18 protein-coding genes and 1 tRNA gene are annotated in these 23,555 nt (G+C 43.2%); 11 read left to right on the forward strand and 8 right to left on the reverse strand.

The window, feature by feature from the left end; all coding sequences use genetic code 11:
* Positions 1–104: 104 nt before the first annotated feature.
* A complete protein-coding gene (locus ACFQZX_RS05150) occupies positions 105–1,031 on the forward strand; it encodes an aspartate carbamoyltransferase catalytic subunit (RefSeq protein ID WP_377112132.1) in 927 nt (308 codons plus the stop codon).
* Positions 1,028–1,615 (forward strand): hypothetical protein, encoded by a 588-nt coding sequence (locus tag ACFQZX_RS05155; RefSeq protein ID WP_377112134.1) that lies wholly within the window; start codon positions 1,028–1,030, stop codon positions 1,613–1,615. Before ACFQZX_RS05150 ends, ACFQZX_RS05155 begins: the two co-directional genes overlap by 4 nt.
* Before the next feature lie 146 nt (positions 1,616–1,761).
* Here the strand turns inward: ACFQZX_RS05155 and ACFQZX_RS05160 are convergent, their stop codons facing one another.
* Entirely contained in the window at positions 1,762–3,063 is a 1,302-nt protein-coding gene (locus tag ACFQZX_RS05160; protein WP_377112136.1) for a flavin monoamine oxidase family protein, read from the reverse strand.
* A gap of 536 nt (positions 3,064–3,599) precedes the next feature.
* On the opposite strand from ACFQZX_RS05160, the gene ACFQZX_RS05165 reads away from it, so the two are divergent.
* The 6 genes from ACFQZX_RS05165 (at position 3,600) to ACFQZX_RS05190 (ending at position 14,578) form a co-directional block, all read left to right on the forward strand.
* Complete coding sequence (locus ACFQZX_RS05165; protein WP_377112139.1) at positions 3,600–5,921, forward strand: glycoside hydrolase family 65 protein; 2,322 nt, start codon at positions 3,600–3,602, stop codon at positions 5,919–5,921.
* Between the two features lie 3 nt (positions 5,922–5,924).
* A complete protein-coding gene (locus tag ACFQZX_RS05170) occupies positions 5,925–7,643 on the forward strand; it encodes an alpha-amylase family glycosyl hydrolase (protein ID WP_377112142.1) in 1,719 nt (572 codons plus the stop codon).
* A gap of 150 nt (positions 7,644–7,793) precedes the next feature.
* Positions 7,794–10,274, forward strand: a complete 2,481-nt coding sequence (locus ACFQZX_RS05175) for a glycoside hydrolase family 31 protein (RefSeq protein ID WP_377112145.1) — start codon at positions 7,794–7,796, stop codon at positions 10,272–10,274.
* A 132-nt stretch (positions 10,275–10,406) separates the two neighbouring features.
* Positions 10,407–12,632, forward strand: coding sequence for a 1,4-alpha-glucan branching protein GlgB (gene glgB / locus ACFQZX_RS05180; RefSeq protein ID WP_377112148.1), 2,226 nt, complete (start codon positions 10,407–10,409; stop codon positions 12,630–12,632).
* 272 nt (positions 12,633–12,904) lie between these two features.
* Positions 12,905–13,801 carry a helix-turn-helix domain-containing protein gene (locus tag ACFQZX_RS05185; RefSeq protein ID WP_377112151.1) on the forward strand — a complete coding sequence of 299 codons (897 nt, stop codon included), beginning with the start codon at positions 12,905–12,907 and terminating at the stop codon, positions 13,799–13,801.
* Between the two features lie 51 nt (positions 13,802–13,852).
* The gene (locus ACFQZX_RS05190) at positions 13,853–14,578 is read left to right on the forward strand and encodes an SDR family oxidoreductase (protein ID WP_377112154.1); all 726 of its coding nucleotides are present in this window, start codon (positions 13,853–13,855) and stop codon (positions 14,576–14,578) included.
* Positions 14,579–15,234: 656 nt separating this feature from the next.
* Here ACFQZX_RS05190 and gap read toward each other — a convergent pair.
* The 3 genes from gap to pfkA are packed head-to-tail and all read right to left on the reverse strand — an operon-like array spanning position 15,235 to position 18,072.
* Positions 15,235–16,230 (reverse strand): type I glyceraldehyde-3-phosphate dehydrogenase, encoded by a 996-nt coding sequence (gene gap / locus ACFQZX_RS05195; protein WP_377112156.1) that lies wholly within the window; start codon positions 16,228–16,230, stop codon positions 15,235–15,237.
* Positions 16,231–16,236: 6 nt separating this feature from the next.
* Positions 16,237–17,085, reverse strand: a complete 849-nt coding sequence (locus ACFQZX_RS05200) for a hypothetical protein (protein ID WP_377112158.1) — start codon at positions 17,083–17,085, stop codon at positions 16,237–16,239.
* Complete coding sequence (gene pfkA, locus ACFQZX_RS05205; RefSeq protein ID WP_377112161.1) at positions 17,086–18,072, reverse strand: 6-phosphofructokinase; 987 nt, start codon at positions 18,070–18,072, stop codon at positions 17,086–17,088.
* Positions 18,073–18,208: 136 nt separating this feature from the next.
* On the opposite strand from pfkA, the gene ACFQZX_RS05210 reads away from it, so the two are divergent.
* Complete coding sequence (locus ACFQZX_RS05210) at positions 18,209–18,901, forward strand: NUDIX hydrolase (RefSeq protein WP_377112163.1); 693 nt, start codon at positions 18,209–18,211, stop codon at positions 18,899–18,901.
* A gap of 143 nt (positions 18,902–19,044) precedes the next feature.
* Here the strand turns inward: ACFQZX_RS05210 and ACFQZX_RS05215 are convergent, their stop codons facing one another.
* Positions 19,045–19,905 carry an N-acetylglucosamine kinase gene (locus ACFQZX_RS05215; RefSeq protein WP_377112166.1) on the reverse strand — a complete coding sequence of 287 codons (861 nt, stop codon included), beginning with the start codon at positions 19,903–19,905 and terminating at the stop codon, positions 19,045–19,047.
* Positions 19,906–20,360: 455 nt separating this feature from the next.
* Here ACFQZX_RS05215 and ACFQZX_RS05220 point away from each other — a divergent pair, with 455 nt between their 5' ends.
* Together ACFQZX_RS05220 and ACFQZX_RS05225 are read left to right on the forward strand one after the other, a co-directional pair.
* Positions 20,361–20,774 (forward strand): BLUF domain-containing protein, encoded by a 414-nt coding sequence (locus tag ACFQZX_RS05220; RefSeq protein WP_377112168.1) that lies wholly within the window; start codon positions 20,361–20,363, stop codon positions 20,772–20,774.
* A gap of 69 nt (positions 20,775–20,843) precedes the next feature.
* A tRNA-Arg gene (locus ACFQZX_RS05225) sits at positions 20,844–20,917 on the forward strand.
* A gap of 220 nt (positions 20,918–21,137) precedes the next feature.
* On the opposite strand, the gene ACFQZX_RS05230 is transcribed toward ACFQZX_RS05225, so the two are convergent.
* The 3 genes from ACFQZX_RS05230 to ACFQZX_RS05240 all read right to left on the reverse strand — a co-directional run bounded on the left by ACFQZX_RS05230 (position 21,138) and on the right by ACFQZX_RS05240 (position 23,548).
* Positions 21,138–21,695, reverse strand: a complete 558-nt coding sequence (locus ACFQZX_RS05230) for a PAS domain S-box protein (RefSeq protein ID WP_377112171.1) — start codon at positions 21,693–21,695, stop codon at positions 21,138–21,140.
* Positions 21,696–21,834: 139 nt separating this feature from the next.
* A complete protein-coding gene (locus tag ACFQZX_RS05235) occupies positions 21,835–22,305 on the reverse strand; it encodes a DoxX family protein (RefSeq protein ID WP_377112173.1) in 471 nt (156 codons plus the stop codon).
* Between the two features lie 85 nt (positions 22,306–22,390).
* Positions 22,391–23,548, reverse strand: coding sequence for an FAD-dependent oxidoreductase (locus ACFQZX_RS05240; protein ID WP_377112175.1), 1,158 nt, complete (start codon positions 23,546–23,548; stop codon positions 22,391–22,393).
* Positions 23,549–23,555: the final 7 nt, after the last annotated feature.

Genomic DNA, 23,555 nt, shown 5'->3' on the forward strand with positions numbered 1-23,555 from the left:
GAGGTACAACGAAGCAATCTCATAACAACGCATGAAAGTTTAAGTATACTAAGAGATTGCTGCGCTATCGCTCGCAATAAAAAGTAAGGAAATCAATACATATAATGGCAGGACTAAGCACACGTCATCTATTAGGAATTAAAGATTTGAACCGCTCAGATATCGAACTGATATTTGAAACCGCCGATAATTTTAAAACGGTGCTTAACAGGCCGATAAAAAAAGTACCATCGTTGCGCGATGTTACCATTGCCAATATATTTTTTGAAAACTCTACCCGTACCCGTTTATCTTTTGAGCTTGCCGAGAAAAGGCTATCTGCCGATGTAGTTAATTTTGCGGCTTCATCATCATCAGTAAGTAAAGGCGAAACGCTTATAGATACGGTTAATAACATATTAGCCATGAAGGTGGATATGGTGGTGATGCGCCATCCGTATGCCGGCGCAGGCATATTCCTGTCCAAACACGTCAACGCGCAGATTGTTAATGCCGGTGACGGCGCCCATGAGCATCCTACACAAGCCCTGCTTGACGCTTTTTCTATCCGCGAACGCTATGGCGATGTAGCCGGTAAAAAAGTAGTTATAGTAGGGGATATATTACACTCGCGGGTGGCCCTGTCAAACATACTTTGCCTAAAACAATTGGGGGCGGAAGTAATGGTTTGCGGCCCTACAACATTAATCCCGAAATACATCGGCTCGTTAGGGGTAAAAGTTGAGCATAACCTGATAAAGGCGCTTAACTGGTGCGATGTAGCCAATATGCTGCGCATTCAGTTAGAGCGGCAGGATATCAAATACTTTCCTTCGCTACGTGAGTATACCATGATGTTTGGCCTTAACAAACAGATACTGGATAGCCTGGATAAAGAGATCACAGTAATGCATCCGGGCCCAATTAACCGGGGCGTGGAAATTACCAGCGACGTAGCGGATAGCAAGCAATCTATCATACTGGATCAGGTGGAAAACGGTGTGGCCATACGTATGGCGGTGCTATACCTGCTGGCTGGGCAAACGGTATGAAACAGTCAAAGTACAATACTTTAAAAGAGCGGCTGATAAGCTGTGGCAAAACCAAAGCCACTATATTATACATTGTACTTTGCCTATCGGCATTAATTGTTTTAACTGTATTACATAGCTTAGTTATTTATAATAACCTTCATGGTTCATTCACGCATAATACCGGCTTCCTGATATATGCAACTATAATCATCCTGATAAGCTCAGCTTCATTTTATAACGATGCAATTGCTGAGTCGAAAAAGAATGATGATCTTAAAAAACGTGGCCTCACACCTGCAGATATCAGTAATATGAAGTTCGTGCAGGAATGGAAGCAAAAAAAAGATAACGGCTTGTTAAAATATATCTTATTTAACGGCGGCATATTTCTTGGCTCTTTGATTTTCCTGTTCATATCTTTTAGCTTTTTTCCAAAAGCTGCACCCGAGGGGAGGCAGTTTCCAGAATTTTCTGATATGATCAACTACATGGTAAAGTGTTATGGTGTAGGTTTCTTTACGGGCATGTTGCTATCAGCCATCAATTGGATATTTAACGAACGCAAGTTTAAGCGCCTTAACGCCGCTCAATTCATGGGGTGATTGTTTGGATGTTTATGCAATGGTGGCTTCAGTATAATAATAACAACAATGCCTTAATCAAGTTGTCATTCCGGGTGAGCAGGCAAAGGCTTGAGCACGGGGCGACGAGGAAACTCGTTCACTTAGCCCTTCAGGCAGCATTGTAATTATTTCAGCACTTTCTTAGCCGCTTCCAATCCACTGCTTAAAGCGGCTTCAACAGTGCCCATAGCCGTACCCTCATACAAGTATTCACCGGCGAAATAGATGGTATTATCTATAGGCGTATTCAAAATTGTTCTGGCCTGGGGCGCTTCTACCGTATCATAAGCATAAGAACCACGTGTATAAGGGTCGGCCGTCCAATTCATAATGCGATAAGCATTAAGCTTCCCTTTTAAATCATTATAATCTCTATTGAAAATGTTAGCCAGCGATTGTAAACCCTGTTCCAATATTTCTTTATCAGGTATATCAGCTTTTTCTTCAGCTGCCGGCCCACCTATCCAACCGGTCAGTACATTCGATTTATTGGGCGCCTGTGTCCACCATGTGGGTATTTCTTCTTCGCTGAAAAGGTAACCCATCTGTTCAATTTCATCACCTGCCATTTTTTTGGTTTGTTCATCCAGCCAAAAGGGGGTGTTAAACTCAAACAATATTTTAATGACTGCACCAAAGCCCATTTGCTGTATAGCTTTTGCATGCTGATGTATGGGTGGATCAAATACAACTGCTCCGTTGGAACCTGCTTTAACCTTTAAAACACCTAAAGGCAGTGCAATTACAAGTTGTTCGGCCTCGTATTCCATGCCATCTTCAGTTATTGCTTTAACCAGCCCCTTTTGCCACTGTATCTGCTTTACAATTGCATTCAAAAATACCTGGCCTCCTTTGTTTTTGCATTCGCCTGCCAAATAGTTGATTACTGCGCAATAGCCGCCCTCAATGCGCTGCTGCGCATCCTGGTCCTCATTTTCCCATTCCTTTCGTAAAGAAAAAGTACTTGCTTTGCGCGGGTCGGCAGTGTCATACCCCGAAACATAAGCCCATAAAGATTTACGAAGCTCCCCGTGCTCATCACCAGGGAATTCCTTTAAAAGAAAATCCCAGATAGGGATATCCTGCTGTAAATAATCAAGTTTTTCGGTCAGCGCATCCCAGTCGCCTGCAACAATACTGTTGCGCTCAAACTTACCATCTTTGTAACTCCACATCTCGGCATTAGCGTTGCGGCCGCTTATGCCAGCGTCTTTAAGCAGTTGTTTGGTAACAGGCAGATCGCCATGTATAAACTCTGCACCCAGTTCGGTCTCTTTAAAAAAAAGCTCCTTGTTAAGGGTGTGTATGCGCCCACCTGTACGGTTGCGGGCCTCTAAAACGGTAACGTGTTTGCCGGCTTTGCTTAAGGTATATGCCGCCATTAAACCAGCGGCCCCGGCCCCAATGATAAGAACAGTATTTTTCATAAACAGGTAATGCAAGGTAAAGCTATTAGTTGTAAGATGCAAGAACGGACTCACCCCGGCATCGCTACCGCTCGCCGTCCTCTCTCCGCAAGCGGAAAGAGGGGTGTTCTGTAAAGTCCTCTCCGAAGGAGAGGATTTAGGAGAGGCCATTTGCCAGTGGACTCACCCCGGCATCGCTACCGCTCGCCGCCCCTCTCTCCGCAAGCGGAAAGAGGGGTGTTCTGTAAAGTCCTCTCTTTCGGAGAGGATTTAGGAGAGGCCATTTGCCAGTGGACTCACCCCGGCATCGCTACCGCTCGCCGCCCCTCTCTCCGCAAGCGGAAAGAGGGGTGTTCTGTAAAGTCCTCTCCTTCGGAGAGGATTTAGGAGAGGCTACTTACCAGCGGTGAAGAAAAAACTAAAAAGAAAACACTCCCCTCTTTGCGTAGCAGAGAGGGGGAAGGGGGTGAGTCAATAAAAGGCTTTACGCTCAAAATTTTAAAACAATGAAGCCCGGTAACGCTTTTGTTTTATTTTAGCGCATCTATAAATCTGCTATGAAACAGTATTTTAAAGTTGACGAATGGAAAGTAATTGAAGAAGGCTTTGATCCGGCTCATAATAAGGTAGCCGAAAGCGTTTTCAGTTTGGGTAACGGCCGCATGGGTGGGCGTGCCAACTTTGAGGAAGCCTATAGCGGCGATACGCTGCAGGGCAATTACGTAGCAGGTGTTTACTATCCCGACAAAACACGTGTGGGGTGGTGGAAAAACGGTTACCCCGAATACTTTGCAAAAGTGCTTAACGCGGCTAACTGGATAGGTATTGATATCTCGCTGAACGGTGAACAGCTGGACCTGGCTAAATGTAAAGTGTTGGGTTTTCGTCGCGAACTAAATATGCAAGAGGGATATCTTAAGCGAAATTTTCGGGCACGTACAGCCACAGGTAAGGAAGTGGAGGTAGAGGCCATTCGCTTTAATAGCCTGGTTGATGATGAAACCGGTGCGATCTGTTACAGTATTAATCCGCTGAATTTTGGAGGGTATATCAAGTTAACACCTTTTGTAGATGGTGATGTGGTTAACAAGGATGCCAACTATGATGAAAAGTTTTGGGATGAGGTAGCTAAAAATACCTGGGACGATGGTGCCGTGCTGCAAATGCGTACGCGTAAAACCGGCTTTGAGGTGGCTACCGGGATGAAATATCATGTAGCCCTTGATGGCCAGGCCAAACGTATTGACACCCAGCCGGTAACTCGTGAAAAATATGTGGGAGCCGAAATACGGATGAACATAGAAGAAGGCCAGCGCATTACATTGTATAAGTATGCCGCCAACCTATCTTCGCAAAACCACCCTAAAGAAGATTTGGTAGAGCTTACCAAAAACGTTTTGGATGCCGTTTGCCATAAAGGGTTTGATACGATGCTTGCTGAACAGGCGGCTGCATGGGCCGAAAAATGGAAGCATAATGACATTGTTATTGAAGGCGATGCGGCGGCGCAACAGGGCATTCGCTTTAATATATTCCAGCTTAACCAAACGTATACCGGCGAAGACGACCGTTTGAACATTGGGCCTAAGGGCTTCACAGGCGAAAAATATGGCGGCTCTACCTATTGGGATACCGAAGCTTACTGCGTGCCCTTTTACCTGGCCACAGCAGAGCAAAAGGTAGCTCGTAACCTGCTTTTATATCGCTACAAGCAATTAGGCAAAGCAATAGACAATGCCAGGCTGCTGGGTTTCAACAACGGGGCGGCGCTGTATCCAATGGTCACTATGGATGGTACCGAGTGCCACAACGAGTGGGAAATAACCTTTGAAGAGATCCACCGTAACGGTGCCATAGCCTATGCTATTTTTAATTATGTGCGCTATACCGGCGATGAGCAATACCTGGCAGACTATGGGTTGGAAGTGCTAATAGCCATATCCCGTTTTTGGGCGCAGCGGGTCAACTGGTCGGCGCAGCGGCAGCAGTATGTAATGCTGGGTGTTACCGGGCCCAACGAGTATGAAAATAACGTAAATAACAACTGGTATACCAGCACCATAGCGGTTTGGTGCCTTAAATATACACTTAAGGTTATTGATGATGTAAAGAGGCTTGATACAGGTAAGTATAACTCGCTTACCAGTAAAATAAACTTCCAGGATGAACAGGAATGCGGAAAGTTTAAGGATATCATCAGCAAGTTGTATCTGCCTTATGATGATAACCTGCAGATCTTTTTGCAGCAGGATGGGTATTTGGATAAGGAGCAGACACTGGTTAAAGACCTGCCCGAAACTGACCGGCCGCTGGTGCAGAAGTGGAGTTGGGACAGGATATTACGGTCGCCATTTATTAAGCAGGCAGATGTATTGCAGGGGCTGTATTTTTTTGAGGATGATTACGATGTGGAAACCATACGCCGTAATTATGATTTTTACGAGCCGCGCACCGTGCACGAGTCGTCGCTATCGCCATGTGTGCACTCCATTATCGCTGCTAAACTTGGCGATATAGACAGGGCTTACGAATTTTATCTGCGTACATCCCGGCTGGACATTGACGATTATAATAACGACACCGAGGATGGTTGCCATATCACATCAATGGCTGGTACATGGATGTCGGTAGTTCAGGGTTTTGGTGGTATGCGTATTAAGGACGGTGCATTGTCATTCAGCCCGCTTTTGCCTGCCGGGTGGGAAGCATTTTCGTTTCGTATAGGTTTCAGGGGGATCTCGTTAAAGGTGCTTGTAAGCAAAAATGAAATATTAATTAAAAATCAATCCAATCAAACGCTAACCGTTAATGTTTATGATAATGGCTATTTGATCTCCCCGTCTTCGGAAACCGCTGTACCAATAAAACCTTTACATTAACGGATGTTTAAAATCAACAAACACAAGCTGATCATATATCAGCTGCTGCCCCGGCTTTTTGGCAATACTAATACTACAAATAAGTTTTATGGTTCAGTAGAAGAAAACGGTACAGGCAAATTCAACGATATTACCGATAAAGCACTAAGCGAGATAAGCGCTATGGGCTTTACACATGTTTGGTATACGGGTATTTTGGAACATGCCACTATGACGGATTATTCTGCTTATGGTATCAAGCCCGATGATCCTGATGTGGTAAAAGGCCGGGCGGGGTCGCCTTATGCCGTTAAGGATTATTACGATGTGGCGCCTGATCTGGCGGTTGACGTAAATAACCGGCTGAATGAATTTCAGGATCTCATTATCCGTACACATTTCAGCGGCTTAAAGGTGATCATGGATTTTATACCTAATCATGTGGCGCGTACCTATGCATCAGATGCCCGCCCAACCGGTGTAAAAGATTTTGGAGAGGATGATGACACCAACCTGGCATGTGGCATAGCCAATGATTTTTATTATATACCCGATAAGCATTTTGTTGCACCTGCCGATTATAATCCAGGGGGTGATGAATTTATTTCGCCGCTTAAGGATGGAAAGTTTGAAGAATTTCCGGCTAAAGCTACCGGTAACGACGTATTCAACGAGGCGCCCTCAATAAACGACTGGTTTGAGACCGTTAAACTTAACTACGGTGTTTACTATCTCGACGGAAGGAAGACATACCTGGGCCATGTACCCCCTTTGTGGCATAAGCTGCACCATATACTAACCTATTGGTGCGAAATGGGTGTAGATGGTTTTCGTTGTGATATGATAGAGATGGTGCCTGTTGAATTCTGGGCATGGATCATCCCTAAGTTGAAAGCCACCCATCCCGATCTGATATTCATCGGCGAAGCCTACGATAAGAGTAAATATGCCGGATACATTAACGATGGCGGATTTGATTACTTATACGATAAGGTAGGCCTTTATGAGGCCATCCGCAGGCTTACCTGCAACGAGCCGGGCAGCAGTACCTGGGAAATTAATGCCGTTTGGAACCACCATACCCGGGGGATAGACCAGCACATGCTGCGCTTTATGGAAAACCATGACGAGCAACGCATAGCCAGCAGATTTTTTGCAGGCGATGCCTGGCTGGCCGTACCCGGGATGATTGTAACCGCTACGCTTAACGTTGGCCCTGTAATGGTGTATTCGGGGCAGGAGGTAGGCGAACCTGCTGTTGGTGCCTGCGGCTTTAGGGGAGATGATGGGCGCACCACAATATTTGATTACTGGGGCGTCCCCGAACATCAGAAATGGATGAACGGAGGGGTTTTTGACGGCGGCAAACTGTCCGCGTCGCAACAAGAGTTAAGGGGTTTTTACTCCTCATTGCTCAATATTGTAAAAAACAGTGAAGCATTAAGCGACGGACAGTTTTATGAGCTTATGATGTCAAACGAGCATGAGCACTGGTTTGATACCCGCCTTTATTTATACCTGCGCTATACCCATACTGAAAGGGTAGTGGTGATAACAAACTTTAACCGCGAGGAGCGTGATATCAACCTGCAGATACCCGGGGCTTTGCTTACAGAATTTGGTTTGGCCGGCGGGCAAAGTTTTACCGATTTGTTAACAGGCGAAACCATTGTTACGGCAGATGTAAGCGCCGGCATTCCTGTAAAAATTAAACCAATGAGCGGATTATTATTAAAATTATAATTCTTTAACTACGCCGCAACTTTGGCTTAATTATAGCGGTAAAAGTCAATAATTAATCGTTTATTAGCTGTTACTAATTAATTAGCTGATATTTTTTATCATGACCTGCTGCATAAAATCAGCTGGCATATTGATTTATTTTTGATGAGTATGGCAGAAAATGTACCTGACCCAAATCCCGAGCTGTTAACCGCCAAACTACTGCAGGTGGAGGAAATTGCAGTTGATGAGGAAGAATTTCACCATTTAAACAATCCTGCTGAAAGCATAAAGCCCATTGTAAAAAAATATTTGGGCACACCTAATCATTCAGAACAATCCGGCAATAAGATATTCTTTAGCGATGGGGATGCAAAAGTAGAGATACTGGTAGTCACCAACGAGATCATCCGCGTGCGGTTGGCGCCGCACAGTGTGTTCTTAGAGGAGTTTTCCTATGCCGTTCCGCAGCTTCCGCAAAGGCATGTAGAGTTTACCTTGCTGGAGAATGATAAGGAATATATTGTAGCTACACCTGTAATCAATTGCCACATCCGCAAGCAGGACTTCTTTATATCTTTTTCTGATAAAAATGATACGATCACCAGTAGCGACGCCGTACCGATGCACTGGGAAGAAAACACCCAGTTTGGCGGATACTACGTTTTTTGTACTAAAACGTGCCAGGAGCAGGAGAGCTTTTTTGGCCTGGGCGATAAAGCTACCGAATTTAACCTGAGGGGCAAACGCCTGAAAAACTGGAATACCGACGCCTATTCCTTCAGCTTTAATCAGGACCCTCTGTACAGGTCCATTCCCTTCTACATCAGTTTGAACGACAATGTAGCGCACGGGATATTTTTTGATAACACTTTTAAAGCTTATTTCGACTTTGCGGCCGAAGACCGTAACCGCACCAGCTTTTGGGCGGATGGCGGCGAGTTGCAGTATTACTATATTCACGGCCCGCACATGATGGATGTGGTAAAAAACTACCACCTGCTTACAGGCACTCACCCAATGCCGCCACTGTGGGCTTTAGGTTATCATCAGTGCCGCTGGAGTTATTACCCTGAAAATAAAGTAAGGGTGATTGCCAATGGCTTTCGCCAAAACCGCATACCCTGCGATGGTATCTACCTGGATATAGATTACATGGACGGCTACCGCTGCTTTACCTGGAGCCCCAAATACTTCCCTAACCCTAAAAAGATGATTGCCGACCTGGCCGAAAACGGCTTTAAAACGGTAGTTATCATTGACCCGGGGATACGTGTTGACGATAATTACTGGGTGTTTAAGGAAGGCAAGGAAAAGAAATATTTTTGCCGCCGCTGCGACGACTACTTTATGGAGGGCCACGTTTGGCCGGGCCGCTGCCAATTCCCGGATTTTACCAATCCCGAGGTTCGCGCCTGGTGGGGCGACCTGTTTGATGGCCTTGTAGAAACCGGTGTTGCAGGGGTTTGGAACGATATGAATGAACCTGCCGTTTTTGGATCAGGCTCGTTTCCGGATGATGTTCGTCACCAGTACGATGGGTACCGCGGTTCGCACCGTAAGGCGCACAATGTTTACGGCATGCAAATGGTGCGCGCCACCTATGAGGGCTTGCGCAAGCAGCTTAAAAACAAAAGGCCGTTTACCATTACCCGCGCGGGGTACGCTGGCGTGCAGCGCTATTCATCGGTATGGACTGGCGATAATGTAGCCACATGGGAGCATTTAAAGCTAGGTAATATACAATTACAACGACTTTCGGTATCAGGGATCTCATTTTGCGGTACAGATATTGGCGGGTTTAGCGGTGAGCCCGACGGTGAGCTGTTTACCCGCTGGATACAGATGGGTACGTTCTCGCCCTTTATGCGGGCGCATTCTGCCGGTGATACCAAAGAGCGTGAACCATGGAGCTTTGGCGAGCCGTTTACATCTATCAACCGCAGGTTTATTGAGTTACGCTACCGCCTGATACCTTACCTGTATTCTACTTTCTGGGAGCATCACCGTTATGGTTTCCCGATATTAAGGCCGGTGGTTATGCAGGAGCAGGATGTGTTGATGAACCACTTTCGGCAGGATGAATTTACCTATGGCGATAAGATATTGGTTTGCCCGGTATTACACCCAGGCCAGCAAACGCGCAATGTTTACCTGCCCAAAGGCAAATGGTATAATTTCTGGACACTGGATATGGTAGAGGGAGCGCAGGAAATAACCGTACCTACACCACTGGATATTATGCCGTTATTTGTTAAGGCAGGATCGGTTATTCCGGAATACCCGGTGATGCAGTATACCGGCGAAACCGAAATAGAAGAAGTTAAGCTGAATATTTATTACAGCGATTACGAAGTCAAATCCTTCCTGTTTGAAGATTATGGCGAAACCTTTGCTTATGAACAGGATATCTACCTGGAAAAGAAATTTGTAGTAAAGGGCGATGAACGTAAACTGACCATCAAACAAACTATGGAAGGCTTATATACCCCGCGTTACGAAGGCTATCATTTTAAAGTGAACGGGCTGCCGTTTGTACCGTCAAGAATTGTAGCCGATGGTAAAGAGGTACCAACCATCAGCTCAAACGCCGACAAAACATACGAGTTTAAGTTTACAAAAAATTTTAAGCAAATAGAGATTTACAAATAATATGAAAGGCCCGAAAGGGCCTTTTTTTGTGAATAAGAAACAACTGCAGCCAATGTATGTTCTTTAATGATATATTGGGTTATTAAACTTACATTTAACCACCCGTTATTATCTTAAGCTAAAAGCTATACTATGGCAAAGCAATCAAAAAAATTATCTGCCGACCTGACAGAATCTCAACCAATAAAAACAAAAAAGCCGGTTACAACCAAAAAGAAAGAAGATACCTGGCCGCAATCGGAGGATATTTCTGTTAAAAAGCCTGCGATAAAAAGAAAGCTTAAGAATCAGGCACTTACAGAGAATCAGGATCTGACGAATAGTGCTCCATCAATTAACATTATTGAAAATACTGAGTTAAAAGCTGTTGAGCCTTACAGCCGCTTTACCGATTTTGATATAGAGCTTTTTAAATCAGGCAAGCATTTCAGGCTGTACGAAAAACTTGGCTCGCACGTGGTGGAATACAAGGGCGTTACAGGTACCTATTTTGCGGTATGGGCGCCTAATGCCCAGTATGTTGCTGTAATAGGTAATTTCAATGGCTGGAATGCCGGCTCGCACTCGCTTAACTATCGCTGGGACGCATCTGGTATATGGGAAGGTTTTATACCCCATGTAGGCGTTGGCGAAACCTATAAATACTTTATTAAAGCCTCTACAGGCGAGGATTTTGAAAAGAGCGATCCGTTTGCCCTTCGCTGGGAATTGCCGCCCCGTACGGCCTCTATTGTGGCCGATACCTATTATGAATGGAACGATGGTAACTGGATGGCCAACCGCTATCAGCATAATGCGCTTAACAAGCCGTTTTCTGTGTATGAGATGCATGTAGGCTCATGGGCCCGTAGCCCGGAAAGCCCTGATGAGTTCCTAAGCTATCGCCAACTGGCCGAAAAGCTGGTGCCATACCTGCAGGAAATGGGCTTTACACATGTGGAGTTCATGCCTTTGATGGAACATCCGTATTATCCAAGCTGGGGGTACCAGGTAACAGGCTATTTTGCTGCATGTTCGCGGTACGGAACGCCGCAGGACCTGATGTACCTGATAGAGGAATTGCATAAGGCGGGCATCGGTGTTATTTTAGATTGGGTACCCTCGCACTTCCCGGGCGATGTGCATGGCTTATATCAATTTGACGGCACGCACCTGTATGAGCATGAGGACCTGCGCAAAGGCTTTCATCCCGATTGGAAATCATACATCTTTAATTACGGCCGCAATGAGGTACGCGCCTTTCTGATCAGCAACGCCTTGTTCTGGTTAGACCGCTACCATATCGATGGCTTACGCGTTGATGCGGTAGCATCCATGTTATACCTTGATTACTCTCGTAACCATGGCGAATGGGAGCCAAACGCATTAGGGGGTAATCAAAACCTGGAAGCCGTTGATTTTCTTAAGGAATTCAATTCTACAATTTACAGCAATTATCCGGATGTACAAACTATAGCAGAAGAGTCGACCTCATTTCCGGGTGTAAGCAGGCCGGTATATACAGGCGGCCTTGGTTTTGGCATGAAATGGATGATGGGCTGGATGCATGATACCATTAATTATTTCTCTCGCGATCCGCTTTATCGTAAATATCATCAAAACCAGCTTACTTTTAGCCTGGTATACGCCTTTACCGAAAACTTTATGCTTCCGTTTTCGCATGATGAGGTGGTGTATGGCAAAGGCTCCATGATAGGCAAAATGCCCGGCGATGGCTGGCAAAGGTTTGCCAATCTGCGCACGTTATACAGCTATATGTATACCCACCCGGGTACTAAACTATTGTTTATGGGCAGTGAATTTGCGCAAAGCGACGAGTGGAATTTTCAGCAGTCGTTAGACTGGCACCTGCTGGAGCATGAGAGCCATTTTGGCATGAAAGAAACCATAAAGGCCCTTAATATGCTGTACAAAACAGAGCCGGCACTTTATGAAAAATCCTTCGACTGGACAGGCTTTGAATGGATAGATGCCGGTAATGCGGAGCAGTCTGTACTGGTTTACCTAAGAAAAGGGGCTGACCGCGCTAACGACCTGGTAGTAGTGCTTAACATGACACCAGTGCCTCATCATAATTACCGCATAGGCGTACCTGCAGCTGGTGAGTGGTGCGAAGTATTTAACTCTGATGATAAAGCTTTTTGGGGTAGCGGCGTTGGCAACCTGCAAGCGTTAATTTCCCAACCAACAGCCTGGCAAGGCCGCGACGACTCGGTAGAAATTACTATCCCACCGTTGTCGGCTGTAATCTTCAAGCGCGAGCCATCAGTTATAACAAAGGTTTCCAAAGCAGTAGCTAAAGGAAAAAAGCAAAGCAAAGTTAAAGCAGGAGAAGCAGCTAAAAGAGATGAGTTATGAGTAATAAATTCTTTTATTTATACCTTAATTGGCGGCACCATCGCGTTGCTGTTACTTATTTACACAGCGGTAACCGCTTACCCTAATATTGATAACAGCGGGGCTTTATTTTATTTTATACCAACAATTGGCCTTTATTATATGGCTTATAAAACGTACCATGTAAAAAAAGACGGCGAACTAATGTAAGGTTATATATTTGAGTAAAATGAGATTACGCTTTAATGGCACTTGCTCTTTTCATATACATTAAATAAGTGCTAATTTGCAATATGCCCGCTATAGCTGCCGCCGAAAAAGTTGATATACGCCGTTTTCCTTTAACAACCTTACAGGGTGACCCTGCACAAATTGTTGTTTATGAAGCAAACGGCCGCGATGTAATTATTGATACCGCTTTTTTACAACCACACCGAAAGGATTATTATTTTTTTGCATTTGTTGAGGAAGGAAACAGCCGCCACTGGGTCGACTTTACGGCTTATACCATTAAGCCGGGGCATTTTTATTTTACCGTTCCGCATCAGGTGCATCTTAAAGAGGAAAGCAAACCCATTAAAGGCTTTGTAGCAAGTTTTACCGAGGAGTTTTTGATGCTTGAAGAAAACCGTATGCTAAGACGGTTACCTATTATACAAAACCCGGCGGGCGGCCACGAGCTTGTATTGAATCGGCAGGATATTGCTTATATTAAAGATGTGATGGCTAAAATGGTTGCCGAAAAACAACATGGCGGCGACTGGCATAACCAGATGCTTACATCATGGCTGCGTGTTTTGGTTATTTACCTGAGCCGGTTGTATAACGAACAGTTTGGGGAGCACTGTATTACTAAAAGCTACTGCCTGCTTAAAAGTTTCCAGGAATTGATAGGTGACCACCATAAGCAACTGCATGATGTTACAGCCTATGCAAACCTGCTGAATATAACACCTGGCTATTTAAATGATATTGTTAAGCAGCAAAGCGGTAAAACCGCCATTAGTCATATCCATAACCGCCTGGCTGTGGAGGCTAAACGTAAGTTGCTGCATACCGACTTATCTGTAAAACAAATTGCAGACGAGCTTGGCTTTGAAGACGCGGCCTACTTTAACCGTTTTTTTAAGCGACTTACCGATACAACCCCTGTAAGCTATCGCCAGCAAATCCGTGAAATGTACAGTTAATGCCTTGTTAAGTACAGTAATAGCAATAGGGCTGTTCCATAACTTTGTGTTATGGAAAAACAAACAGTATTAATTACAGGTGCCAATAAAGGTATTGGCCTGGAAACTGCCCGTCAGCTGGCCAAGGCCGGCTATTACGTCTACCTGGGCTGCCGCGATAAAGAACGTGGCGAAGAAGCCGCATCGTTACTGCATAAAGAAGGTTTAACAGATGTTGAATTATTATTGTTAGATGTAGTAAGCGAAGAATCGGTACAGCAGGCTTATAAAGAATTATCAGGCAAAATAAGCCATTTGGATGTGCTGATCAATAATGCCGGCGTACTTGGCACCTATATGCAATCAGCACTGACTACCTCCGACGAGATATTCAGGGAGGTATTTGAAGTAAACCTGATAGGTGTGGCCCGCATGGCCAGAATATTTGTACCGCTTATGCAAAACGCACCCAATCCGCGTATTGTTAACGTTACATCAGACCTTGGCTCGCTTACCCTGCACAGCGACCCAACCTGGAAGCATTATGATGTAAAAACAGCTGCTTACGGCCCGTCCAAGAGCGCGTTGAATAATTATACCCTTGCTTTGGCTTATGAGTTAAAAGACAAGTTTAAAGTGAATGCGGTAAACCCCGGCTATACCAAAACCGATTTTAATCATAACCAGGGCTATAAAAGCGTAGAAGATGGCGCAGCGCCGATTGTTGAATACGCCATGATTGATAAAGACGGCCCTACAGGCGGCTACTTTAGCGATTATGGTGTAACACCATGGTAGTTTATCTACCAAGCGCACAAGTCTTCGACAAGCTCAGACTGACCCAGTATAAGTCAAGTCGTTGCAATGATGTTTTATCCCTTTCTTATTGCAGTAGCAGCAGTAAGAATTCCCCTCCAGGGAGGGGTTAGGGGTGGGTTTAGCCGTGTTGTAGAAATCTTAGCTAAGTGTTATGCTGAGCCTGTCGAACCATTAACCAAGCGCACAGGTCTTTGACAAGCTCAGACTGACCCAGTAAGTCAAGTCATTGCAATGATGTTTTTATTTCTTTCTTATTGCAGTAGCAGCAGTAAAAATTCCCTTCCCTGGAGAAGTTAGGGGTGGATTTAGAAGTGTTGTTGTAGAAATCTTAGCTCAAGTGTCATGGTGAGCCTGTCGAACCATTAACAAAGCGCACAAGTCTTCGACAAGCTCAGACTGACCCAGTATAAGTCAAGTCATTGCAATGATGCTTTATTCTTTCGCTGACAGTGTTTTGTCAGCGAAATTGTCATAGGTTTGATAATTAGTCAATTATGAGTGTTCACACTGTTCACCTGTGTGTTCGTGAACAAAACAGGATATCATATCAACTTTATTGTAATTATGCTTTCCATCATTAACAAAAAAAGCCTGCCGGAACATTCCGGCAGGCTTTTGATTATAAGTGGTTAAGCTTACAGTTTACCAATTTCCTGTACAAGGTCAATCAGTTTGTTTGAATAACCCCATTCGTTATCGTACCATGATACTACTTTAACAAAGTTTTCGCTAAGTGCGATACCTGCTTTAGCATCAAAGATAGATGTACGAGAGTCGCCTTTAAAGTCTTCAGATACCACTTCGTCTTCAGTGTAACCTAAAATACCTTTAAGCTCGCCTTCTGATGCTTCTTTCATAGCAGCTTTGATTTGCTCGTAAGTAGCAGGAGTTTTTAAGCGGGCAGTTAAATCTACTACAGATACGTCGGCAACCGGAACACGGAATGACATACCGGTTAATTTGCCTTTCAGTTCAGGTAATACCAGGCCAACCGCTTTAGCAGCACCGGTTGATGAAGGGATGATGTTTTGGTAAGCACCACGGCCGCCTCTCCAGTCTTTAGCCGATGGGCCGTCAACTGTTTTTTGAGTAGCAGTTACTGCGTGGATAGTGCTCATCAAGCCTTCTTCGATACCAAATTTATCGTTTAACACTTTAGCAACAGGCGCTAAACAGTTGGTAGTACATGAAGCGTTTGAAACGATGTTCTGGTCTGCTTTTAATTGTTTGTGGTTAACACCCATTACAAAAGTAGGGGTATCATCTTTTGCAGGTGCGCTCATAACTACTTTTTTAGCACCGGCGTCAATATGTTTCTGAGCAGTTTCCTGAGTTAAGAATAAACCGGTAGACTCAATGATAACTTCTGCACCAACTTCGTTCCATTTAAGGTTAGCCGGATCTTTTTCTGCTGTTACGCGGATAGTTTTACCATTTACTACCAGGTGGCCGCCCTCTACAGCAATTGTACCATTAAACTGGCCATGGGTTGAATCGTATTTTAACATGTAAGCCATGTAATCAGGTTCAACAAGGTCGTTGATACCTACTACTTCAACATCTGGTCTTTCAATTGCGGCCCTAAAAGCTAAGCGACCGATACGGCCGAAGCCGTTGATTCCTATTTTCATGATTTTCTAATTTTTATTTGAATAATATGTCAATAAATGGTTGATAGGTTCTTTAATAATATCATTTATAATAATGCCATTCTTTTCTGCGGCTTCACGCAAATAATCCTGAAAGTTAAACGCAACAGAGCCGGCAAAATGTACAGATGCCTCCGGGTGTTCTCTTTGCAAGGGTACTACATAAGTGTCCAGCAGTTTATCAAAGCCGGTTGTAACAATGTTACGTATGTAAGGGTCCTGTTTGTTTTCCAGGAAAAAATCGCTGAAAGAACTTAAAAACAAAGCCGGCTGTTTTTGGCGATAAACTTTCTCAAGCAGTGTTTTACGGTCGGCATCATAACGCTGAATGAATTTTTGCTTGATATTTGCCGGTAATGTTTCGTTCATAAACCGTTTAATTAGTTGCCTGCCCAGCCAATTGCCCGAGCCCTCATCTGCCAATATATAACCCAAACCGTAATTGTTTGGTTTCACTTTTTTTCCATCATACCAGGCTGCATTGCTTCCACTTCCGCAAATGCTTATTATGCCCGGTGCATTACGGCAGCAGGCAATTGCCGCCCCTTCAATATCATGCCCTACTGTAACTTTTGCAAACTTAAAAAAGGCTGTAAAAGCATCATAAACAATTTGCCTGAGCTCGGGCGTTGATGAACCCGCGCCAAAAAAATGAATACGCTTTATTTCTTCAGCGTGATGTATAAGGTTAATATTTTTGTTGAAAAGTTGTATAATATGTTTCTGATCATTAAAATAAGGGTTAATGGCATTAGTATTAAATGATGCAATTGTTCGCCCTTTATACGCTAATCGCCAGCCGGCATTGTTTGATCCACTATATACAACTGCAATCATTTATATCGATAAAACATCAGCCATCTGCATCAGATCGTCCTCCAGCTTAAACTGATGTTGGGTTAAGGCTTCTTCAAGGTCGGTCAGTTTGATATGGTTGGCTTCCAAACCTACCATCTTTTGAGTTTCACCATTTATAAGGGCATTTACAGCAGCAAAACCAAGGCGACTACCCAATATCCTGTCGAAAGCAGAGGGGCTGCCTCCGCGTTGCAGGTGGCCTAATATAGTAACTTTTATATCGTAAAACTTAATTTGCTGCCTTACAGCCTCGGCCAGGTCATACGCGCCTCCGCTTTTATCGCCCTCTGCAACAATTACAATGCTTGAAGATTTTTTATTGTACTGGCCCTTTTTCAGATTTTCAATCAGATTGCCGATTACGGTATCACGCTCAGGAAGTAAAATGGCTTCAGCCCCGCAGGAGATACCTGCACGCAAGGCAATAGCGCCCGAGTCGCGGCCCATTACTTCTATAAAGAAAAGCCGGTCATGCGCGTCGGCAGTATCCCGAATTTTATCTATCGCCTCTATTACTGTGTTGGTTGCCGTATCGAAACCAAGTGTATATGTAGAGCCGTAAAGGTCATTATCAATAGTACCCGGAACGCCTATAACTTTTATATCAGGATATTTTTTTGAAAAGCGAAGCGCACCTGTAAATGTTCCATCGCCGCCAATAACTACCAAACCTTCAATGCCATTTGCTTTTAGGTTTTGATAAGCGGTTTCCATACCTTCATCGGTACGGAAAGGAATACAGCGGGCCGTTTTTAATATAGTGCCGCCCAGGTTTAAAATGTTGCTTACCGATCTTGTATTCATTTCATACAAGTTGTTATCGATAAGCCCCTGGTAACCCTGACGGATGCCTGCCACCTGCAGGCCATTATAAATTGCGGTACGTACTACAGCCCTTATACAAGGATTCATGCCCGGGGCGTCGCCACCTGATGTAAGAACTGCTATCTTTGAAAGTTTCTGCATCTTTACACAAGTAAATTTGTAGGTGCGAATATACTGTGTCAAAATTACACCATTAAATTTATTTTTTATTTTTACAATTAAATTTAAGATTTATATTTAAGGAATATTAAACCAGCTAACCTAAATACATCTGACCTTGGAAGTAAAGTTACCTACATTTAACTCAGTTTTTTCTATCGACTGTGTGATTTTTGGATTTGAGGCGGGAGAATTAAAGATACTGCTTATTGAGCGTAACGAAGAGCCGTATAAAGATTGGCTTGCTCTGCCAGGTTATATTGTTGAACAGGATGAAAGTATTGATGACGCTGCCGAACGTATATTGTACGAACTTACCGGCCTGCGCGACCTGCACATGCAGCAGTTTCATACCTTTGGCGAAGTAAACCGCCACCCGCAGGGAAGGGTTATCACGGTGGCTTATTATGCGCTTATCCGTATCAACGGGCAAAAAGAGTTAAAACCGGTAACGCAATATGCTAAAAGCGCTTTCTGGCATCCTGTTAATGATTTGCCTAAGCTTGCCTTTGACCATAGCGAGATATTTCAGACCGGTTTCAACAAGATCCGCCGCAGATTAAACTATCAGCCAATTGCCTTTGAGTTACTCCCTGAAAAATTCACGCTGACACAATTGCAATCTCTTTACGAGGCTGTGCTCAATAAAAAGCTGGACAAGCGTAATTTCAGAAAAAAGATGTTGAGTTACGGGTTTTTAAAAGAACTTGATGAGAAGCAAAAGGGGGTATCTTATCGCGCCGCAAAGCTGTATAAATTTGATCGCCGCAAATACAGTAAAATATTTCAAAACGAACTGAACCTGGATTAGATTTTCGAGCTGAAAGGTTAAAGTGTAAGGCTAAACACTAAACTATAAGTTAGCTGAATATAAAACTTTAATAAATAAAACAAAAGCCTGAATGATACTATCATTCAGGCTTTTGTTTTATTGCAATTGCGCTTTAAGCTTTATTATAACTGGCTTGTAGCTAATTCCAGGTGATATTTAACCAGGTTATCTATAGGCGAGCGGATTATGCTGCCAACGGTCATCCCGTTTTCAACTACTACTTCTTCCAGCACGTTACGGAAATTGTAGCCTACCGAGCCGATACAGTTAAATGTATATTTTTGGTAATTTGGATAATGAGTAACCAGATTTTTAAAGAAATCTTCAAATGATGTACGCACCAGGTTGCGCGAGTATTCAATGTTTACGTTGTTATCATAAACAAATTTGCTAAAGCTTGCGCAAAAGCGATTGGCGCGTGGTTGTGTATAAACTATTTCATTAATATCATCTGGCGTAAGTTTAAATTCTTCCCAGAATATTTTACGTACAGCTTCAGGCATGTAACCGCGCAGATAATCTGTCAATAACTTTTTGCCAATGTAACAACCGCTTCCTTCATCGCCAAGGATGTAAGCACCAGAATCAATGTTATGAGTAATGTCTCTACCATCGTACAGGCAGGTGTTTGTGCCTGTGCCTAAAATAGCTGCAAAACCTTCGTTGTTACCAAGTAATGCTCGTGCTGCCGCAAGCAGATCATGCCCAATATAAATTTTTGATTTTGTAAAAACCGCCTGCATGGCATTTTCCACGATCTTTCGCATTTCTGGGGTAGAACAACCTGCACCGTAATAATTCACTTCGGTGATGTTTTCCTTTTCAAGATCGGTAGGCAGGCTTTCACTTAATGATTGAATGATGTATTCGGTGCCTGAAAAATAAGGGTTGTAACCTTCGGTGTTAAAATACACCTTTTTACCTTCTTCGGTAACTAAGCACCAATTGGTTTTGGTTGAGCCACCGTCAGCAATTATGATCATAAAATAAGTTTTTAAAATTGGCTTAAAAGTATGATTAACTTATTGTAAAAAAAACACTAATTTGTTTTAAAGTATAATTTGTTGATTATCAATATATAAAACTTCTGTCTGTGGCTTTTCATAAGCTTACTTATTCTTAAAAAAGAATAAACAAAAAAACCAAGCAAGTTTATTACCGTTATAAAGTCCACATATATCCGGTAAGAGATTAACGTATTACTTTAACACTTGCAATTATATGTATTATTTTAATAATTATTTATGCATACTGTTTTTTATAATAATTATATTTGAATAACAGTTAATGTGTAAATAATGTTAGTATTAATAACCAATTTTGCACATTTATAAATATCATCTGAAGTTAATACAACCAGGCGGGTTAAGGTAATTTGTAGTTTAGCTACTGCAATATATATTTTTGGCGCCCTTGGTTTGTTATCTTTTCTATTATAATGCATTACATTGTATACATAAGCGCTGCTACTAAATTTTTTGCCGATAGCGAATTAAAGGATTTATTATTACAAAGCCGCAAAAGCAATAAGCTCAAAGAAATTACAGGGTTGCTGCTTTATAGCCAGGGCGTATTTATGCAGGTTATTGAGGGTAAACAAGAAAATGTAATGCAGCTTTTTGAAATTATTGAAAAAGATGCGCGCCATAATTGCATTATAAAAATGCTTGAGGGTGAAACAGACGAAAGGGTTTTTCCGGATTGGGCGATGGCATTTAAAACTGTATCTGTAGAAGAATTTTCGAAGATTGAAGCTTATATGGATCCTGCTAATATCAAGATTCCTAAAGATGAAGAATGTTCTCAGTTATTGCTTATACGATCTTTTTTTGAAAGCAATAACATGCAATAATTGTTTAATACTTAACTATTGCCTAATCCAACCTGATTTTGCATATTTGCACCGCGAAATTTTCGCGATGGTTCCGTAGCTCAGCTGGATAGAGCAACTGCCTTCTAAGCAGTAGGTCTTTGGTTCGAATCCAAACGGAATCACTTGATAAGCCTTCTAATATTAAGTTAGGAGGCTTTTTTTGCACTTGCCCAAACCAGTGCGAAGTTGACAATGATTGCCCTGCCGGGAGTGGTGCAACTTGCGAACTAATTCATTGCCCTTTTGCCCCTGTAAGTTGCATGACAAAGATCTGCGTTTATTAACATGTACAGGCGCCTCTCTTTATATATCATTTAGAGAGGCTTTATTAATTAATAGTAATTATATATCAACTTCTTTTGCCATTGCCATCAGATGGCCGCCTTTTCTGGTTTTTATGAGGTGTGAGGTTACATTTACGTTTACCACTGTGCCATCTTTTTGGCGATGATGCCATGAAACATTGTTATTAATGCCAGGCTTTAGCTCACGAAATGCAGTATAAACGGCATTGACATCTGCAGGCGGACAAATGTCTAAAACATTCATGTGCAGAAATTCATCACGGCTGTATCCATACTGGGCAATTGCTGCTTCATTTACTGCCAAAAATGCCATCGTACGTAAATCAATTATCCACATAGGGTATGGATAATCCTCAAAGTAACTTCGGTAACGTTCTTCACTTTCGGTAAGCCGGCTGGTGTGCAAGCGTATCAGGTAGTATAACAAAATCCCGGTTAAAAGTACATATACTATTCCCTTGATACTACCAATAAACAATACCGTACTTAAATCAAACCGAGTTTGCAGCACTTGTAACAACTTATCGCTTAGCGTTATCCATAGTATCCCTGCAATGATATAAAGTCCTGCAATCTTTAATGGCCCTAACCTCATGTTGCTAATATAATTTTTTCAGTAAATTATCAGCCTATTTAATGCTAATCTTAGGAAACTGAATAAATGAATGATGCCTGGATAAAATTTACAAAGCCTTTTAGTTTGGGCTAAAAGGCTTTGATACGGTAAGTAAGTGTTAATGATTTATATTATTATGCTGATGATCGTTGGTGCGGCGTATCCAGTTATCTGCCGAGAACGACCCTGATCCTGCTATCCAAATAAGCACCAGTAATAAAAAAACCACGACAGACAGCCAAAGTTCAGTGTTAAGATAAGTAAGGCCACGGGTGGCGTTCACAAAAAAAATCGCGCCAAGTAATATAGGCATTTGTATAACTACTACCATACGTGTAAGCAGGCCCATTATAATCATTAGTCCGCCTACAACATGGGCAAAAGCTACAATATGTATAACCACCACCGCCATAAGTCCGGAAAAACCAAAAACGCTTTTTTGAAATATCCAATCCTGCTGTACATTTGTACTGCTGATGAAAATTACGCCCTTTGCAAGAATTACCAGCCCTAAAAAAATACGAATAAAGTCCAGCCACCTGGGATGATGTAGATCGCCCCAGTGTTCAATCCTGCGAACCATGTTCATAATAACCTCCTTTTTAAGTGTTTGTAATTGGTTTTCATAAAGTTACGCATAAAATTCTGGTAATTTCAAAATACCATTTCTCTTTTTATTGTACATTTAAAGTGCCGCCAAAAAAGTTGAGCATACTATCCAGGCCATTGTCAGAATGCATCAGGTCTGTTTGTTGTAAGGTCATTTGGGCTGTTTCGCGGGCACGTTCACGCATGTGTATTTCGAAATGTTCAATCGCCGTTTGTGTATCTGCGAATTGTGGGTCGGTTAGGCAGTTTGCCAGTTCAAGGGCATCAAGCATGGCCATGTTCACACCTTCACCGGCGTAGGGTGGCATCAGGTGGGCAGCGTCGCCCAACATGGTGAGGTTAGCCTGGCTTTTCCAGGTTTGGTCGGGCGGCATGCAGTATTGCGGGCGAACAATAAACTTTGGTTCAGCTTGCTCAAACAGTTCGTGCCATGCAGTCCAGCCGCCAAACTCATTTGCAAACCAAGCCTTTACCTCAACGTTGTTAGTAAAATTTATACCACTTGTTGCCGCCCATTTTTCTTCGGCCTTAAAACCGCAGTAAAATACGGCACTTCCATCACCCTTAGAGGCAACTATCAGCGTACGGGCATCGCTAAGGGCAAATATTTTACCGCCGTTTAAAATTTTATGTATTTTGGGTATAGCGGTAGCTGAGTTGTAAACAGCGCCTTCTATGGCACAGTAGCCGGTATAAAATGGTTTAATGGATGTGATATAAGGCCGTATCCTGGAGTTGGCGCCATCGGCGGCTATTACCATATCAGCCGTAGCAGTAGTTCCGTTCTTAAAGCTAAGTTCCCATCCATTACCGGTTTGCACCATGTTGAGAAATTGGCTGCCCCAAACCACGGTATTATCCTGCAATGAATCAAGCAGGATATCTCTAAGCGGCCCGCGGTCAATCTCAGGACGGAAGGCTTCGCCTTCGCTGCCTGCATATTCTTTCAGTAAAACATTTGCATACTTATCTGTAATGCACATTACATCAGCCCCGGGGCGGTAATTGGCTTTAAAAGCATCCATAAGTCCTGCGTTTTCTAAGGCCAGCAAACCCGAGTCGTGGTGCAGATCCAGGGTAGCGCCTTGCACACGTACCTTTCGGTTACTATCACGTTCATATACTTTTACATCAGCACCACGCATTTGCAGCAGCCTGGCAAGGGTAAGGCCGCCCGGGCCTCCGCCAACTATGGCTATGGTTTTATTCTTAATCGCTTTCATTTTATGC

The sequence above is a fragment of the Mucilaginibacter litoreus genome (genome assembly GCF_042676805.1).
In the GTDB taxonomy this organism is placed as follows: Bacteria; Bacteroidota; Bacteroidia; order Sphingobacteriales; family Sphingobacteriaceae; genus Mucilaginibacter; species Mucilaginibacter litoreus.

Excerpts from the sequence above, each read along its gene's own strand:
- ACFQZX_RS05150 (WP_377112132.1), top strand. The coding sequence starts at position 105 with ATGGCAGGACTAAGCACACGTCATCTATTAGGAATTAAAGATTTGAAC.
- ACFQZX_RS05155 (WP_377112134.1), top strand. The coding sequence starts at position 1,028 with ATGAAACAGTCAAAGTACAATACTTTAAAAGAGCGGCTGATAAGCTGT.
- ACFQZX_RS05160 (WP_377112136.1), bottom strand. The coding sequence starts at position 3,063 with ATGAAAAATACTGTTCTTATCATTGGGGCCGGGGCCGCTGGTTTAATG.
- ACFQZX_RS05165 (WP_377112139.1), top strand. The coding sequence starts at position 3,600 with ATGAAACAGTATTTTAAAGTTGACGAATGGAAAGTAATTGAAGAAGGC.
- ACFQZX_RS05170 (WP_377112142.1), top strand. The coding sequence starts at position 5,925 with ATGTTTAAAATCAACAAACACAAGCTGATCATATATCAGCTGCTGCCC.
- ACFQZX_RS05175 (WP_377112145.1), top strand. The coding sequence starts at position 7,794 with ATGGCAGAAAATGTACCTGACCCAAATCCCGAGCTGTTAACCGCCAAA.
- glgB (WP_377112148.1), top strand. The coding sequence starts at position 10,407 with ATGGCAAAGCAATCAAAAAAATTATCTGCCGACCTGACAGAATCTCAA.
- ACFQZX_RS05185 (WP_377112151.1), top strand. The coding sequence starts at position 12,905 with ATGCCCGCTATAGCTGCCGCCGAAAAAGTTGATATACGCCGTTTTCCT.
- ACFQZX_RS05190 (WP_377112154.1), top strand. The coding sequence starts at position 13,853 with ATGGAAAAACAAACAGTATTAATTACAGGTGCCAATAAAGGTATTGGC.
- gap (WP_377112156.1), bottom strand. The coding sequence starts at position 16,230 with ATGAAAATAGGAATCAACGGCTTCGGCCGTATCGGTCGCTTAGCTTTT.
- ACFQZX_RS05200 (WP_377112158.1), bottom strand. The coding sequence starts at position 17,085 with ATGATTGCAGTTGTATATAGTGGATCAAACAATGCCGGCTGGCGATTA.
- pfkA (WP_377112161.1), bottom strand. The coding sequence starts at position 18,072 with ATGCAGAAACTTTCAAAGATAGCAGTTCTTACATCAGGTGGCGACGCC.
- ACFQZX_RS05215 (WP_377112166.1), bottom strand. The coding sequence starts at position 19,905 with ATGATCATAATTGCTGACGGTGGCTCAACCAAAACCAATTGGTGCTTA.
- ACFQZX_RS05220 (WP_377112168.1), top strand. The coding sequence starts at position 20,361 with ATGCATTACATTGTATACATAAGCGCTGCTACTAAATTTTTTGCCGAT.
- ACFQZX_RS05230 (WP_377112171.1), bottom strand. The coding sequence starts at position 21,695 with ATGAGGTTAGGGCCATTAAAGATTGCAGGACTTTATATCATTGCAGGG.
- ACFQZX_RS05235 (WP_377112173.1), bottom strand. The coding sequence starts at position 22,305 with ATGAACATGGTTCGCAGGATTGAACACTGGGGCGATCTACATCATCCC.
- ACFQZX_RS05240 (WP_377112175.1), bottom strand. The coding sequence starts at position 23,548 with ATGAAAGCGATTAAGAATAAAACCATAGCCATAGTTGGCGGAGGCCCG.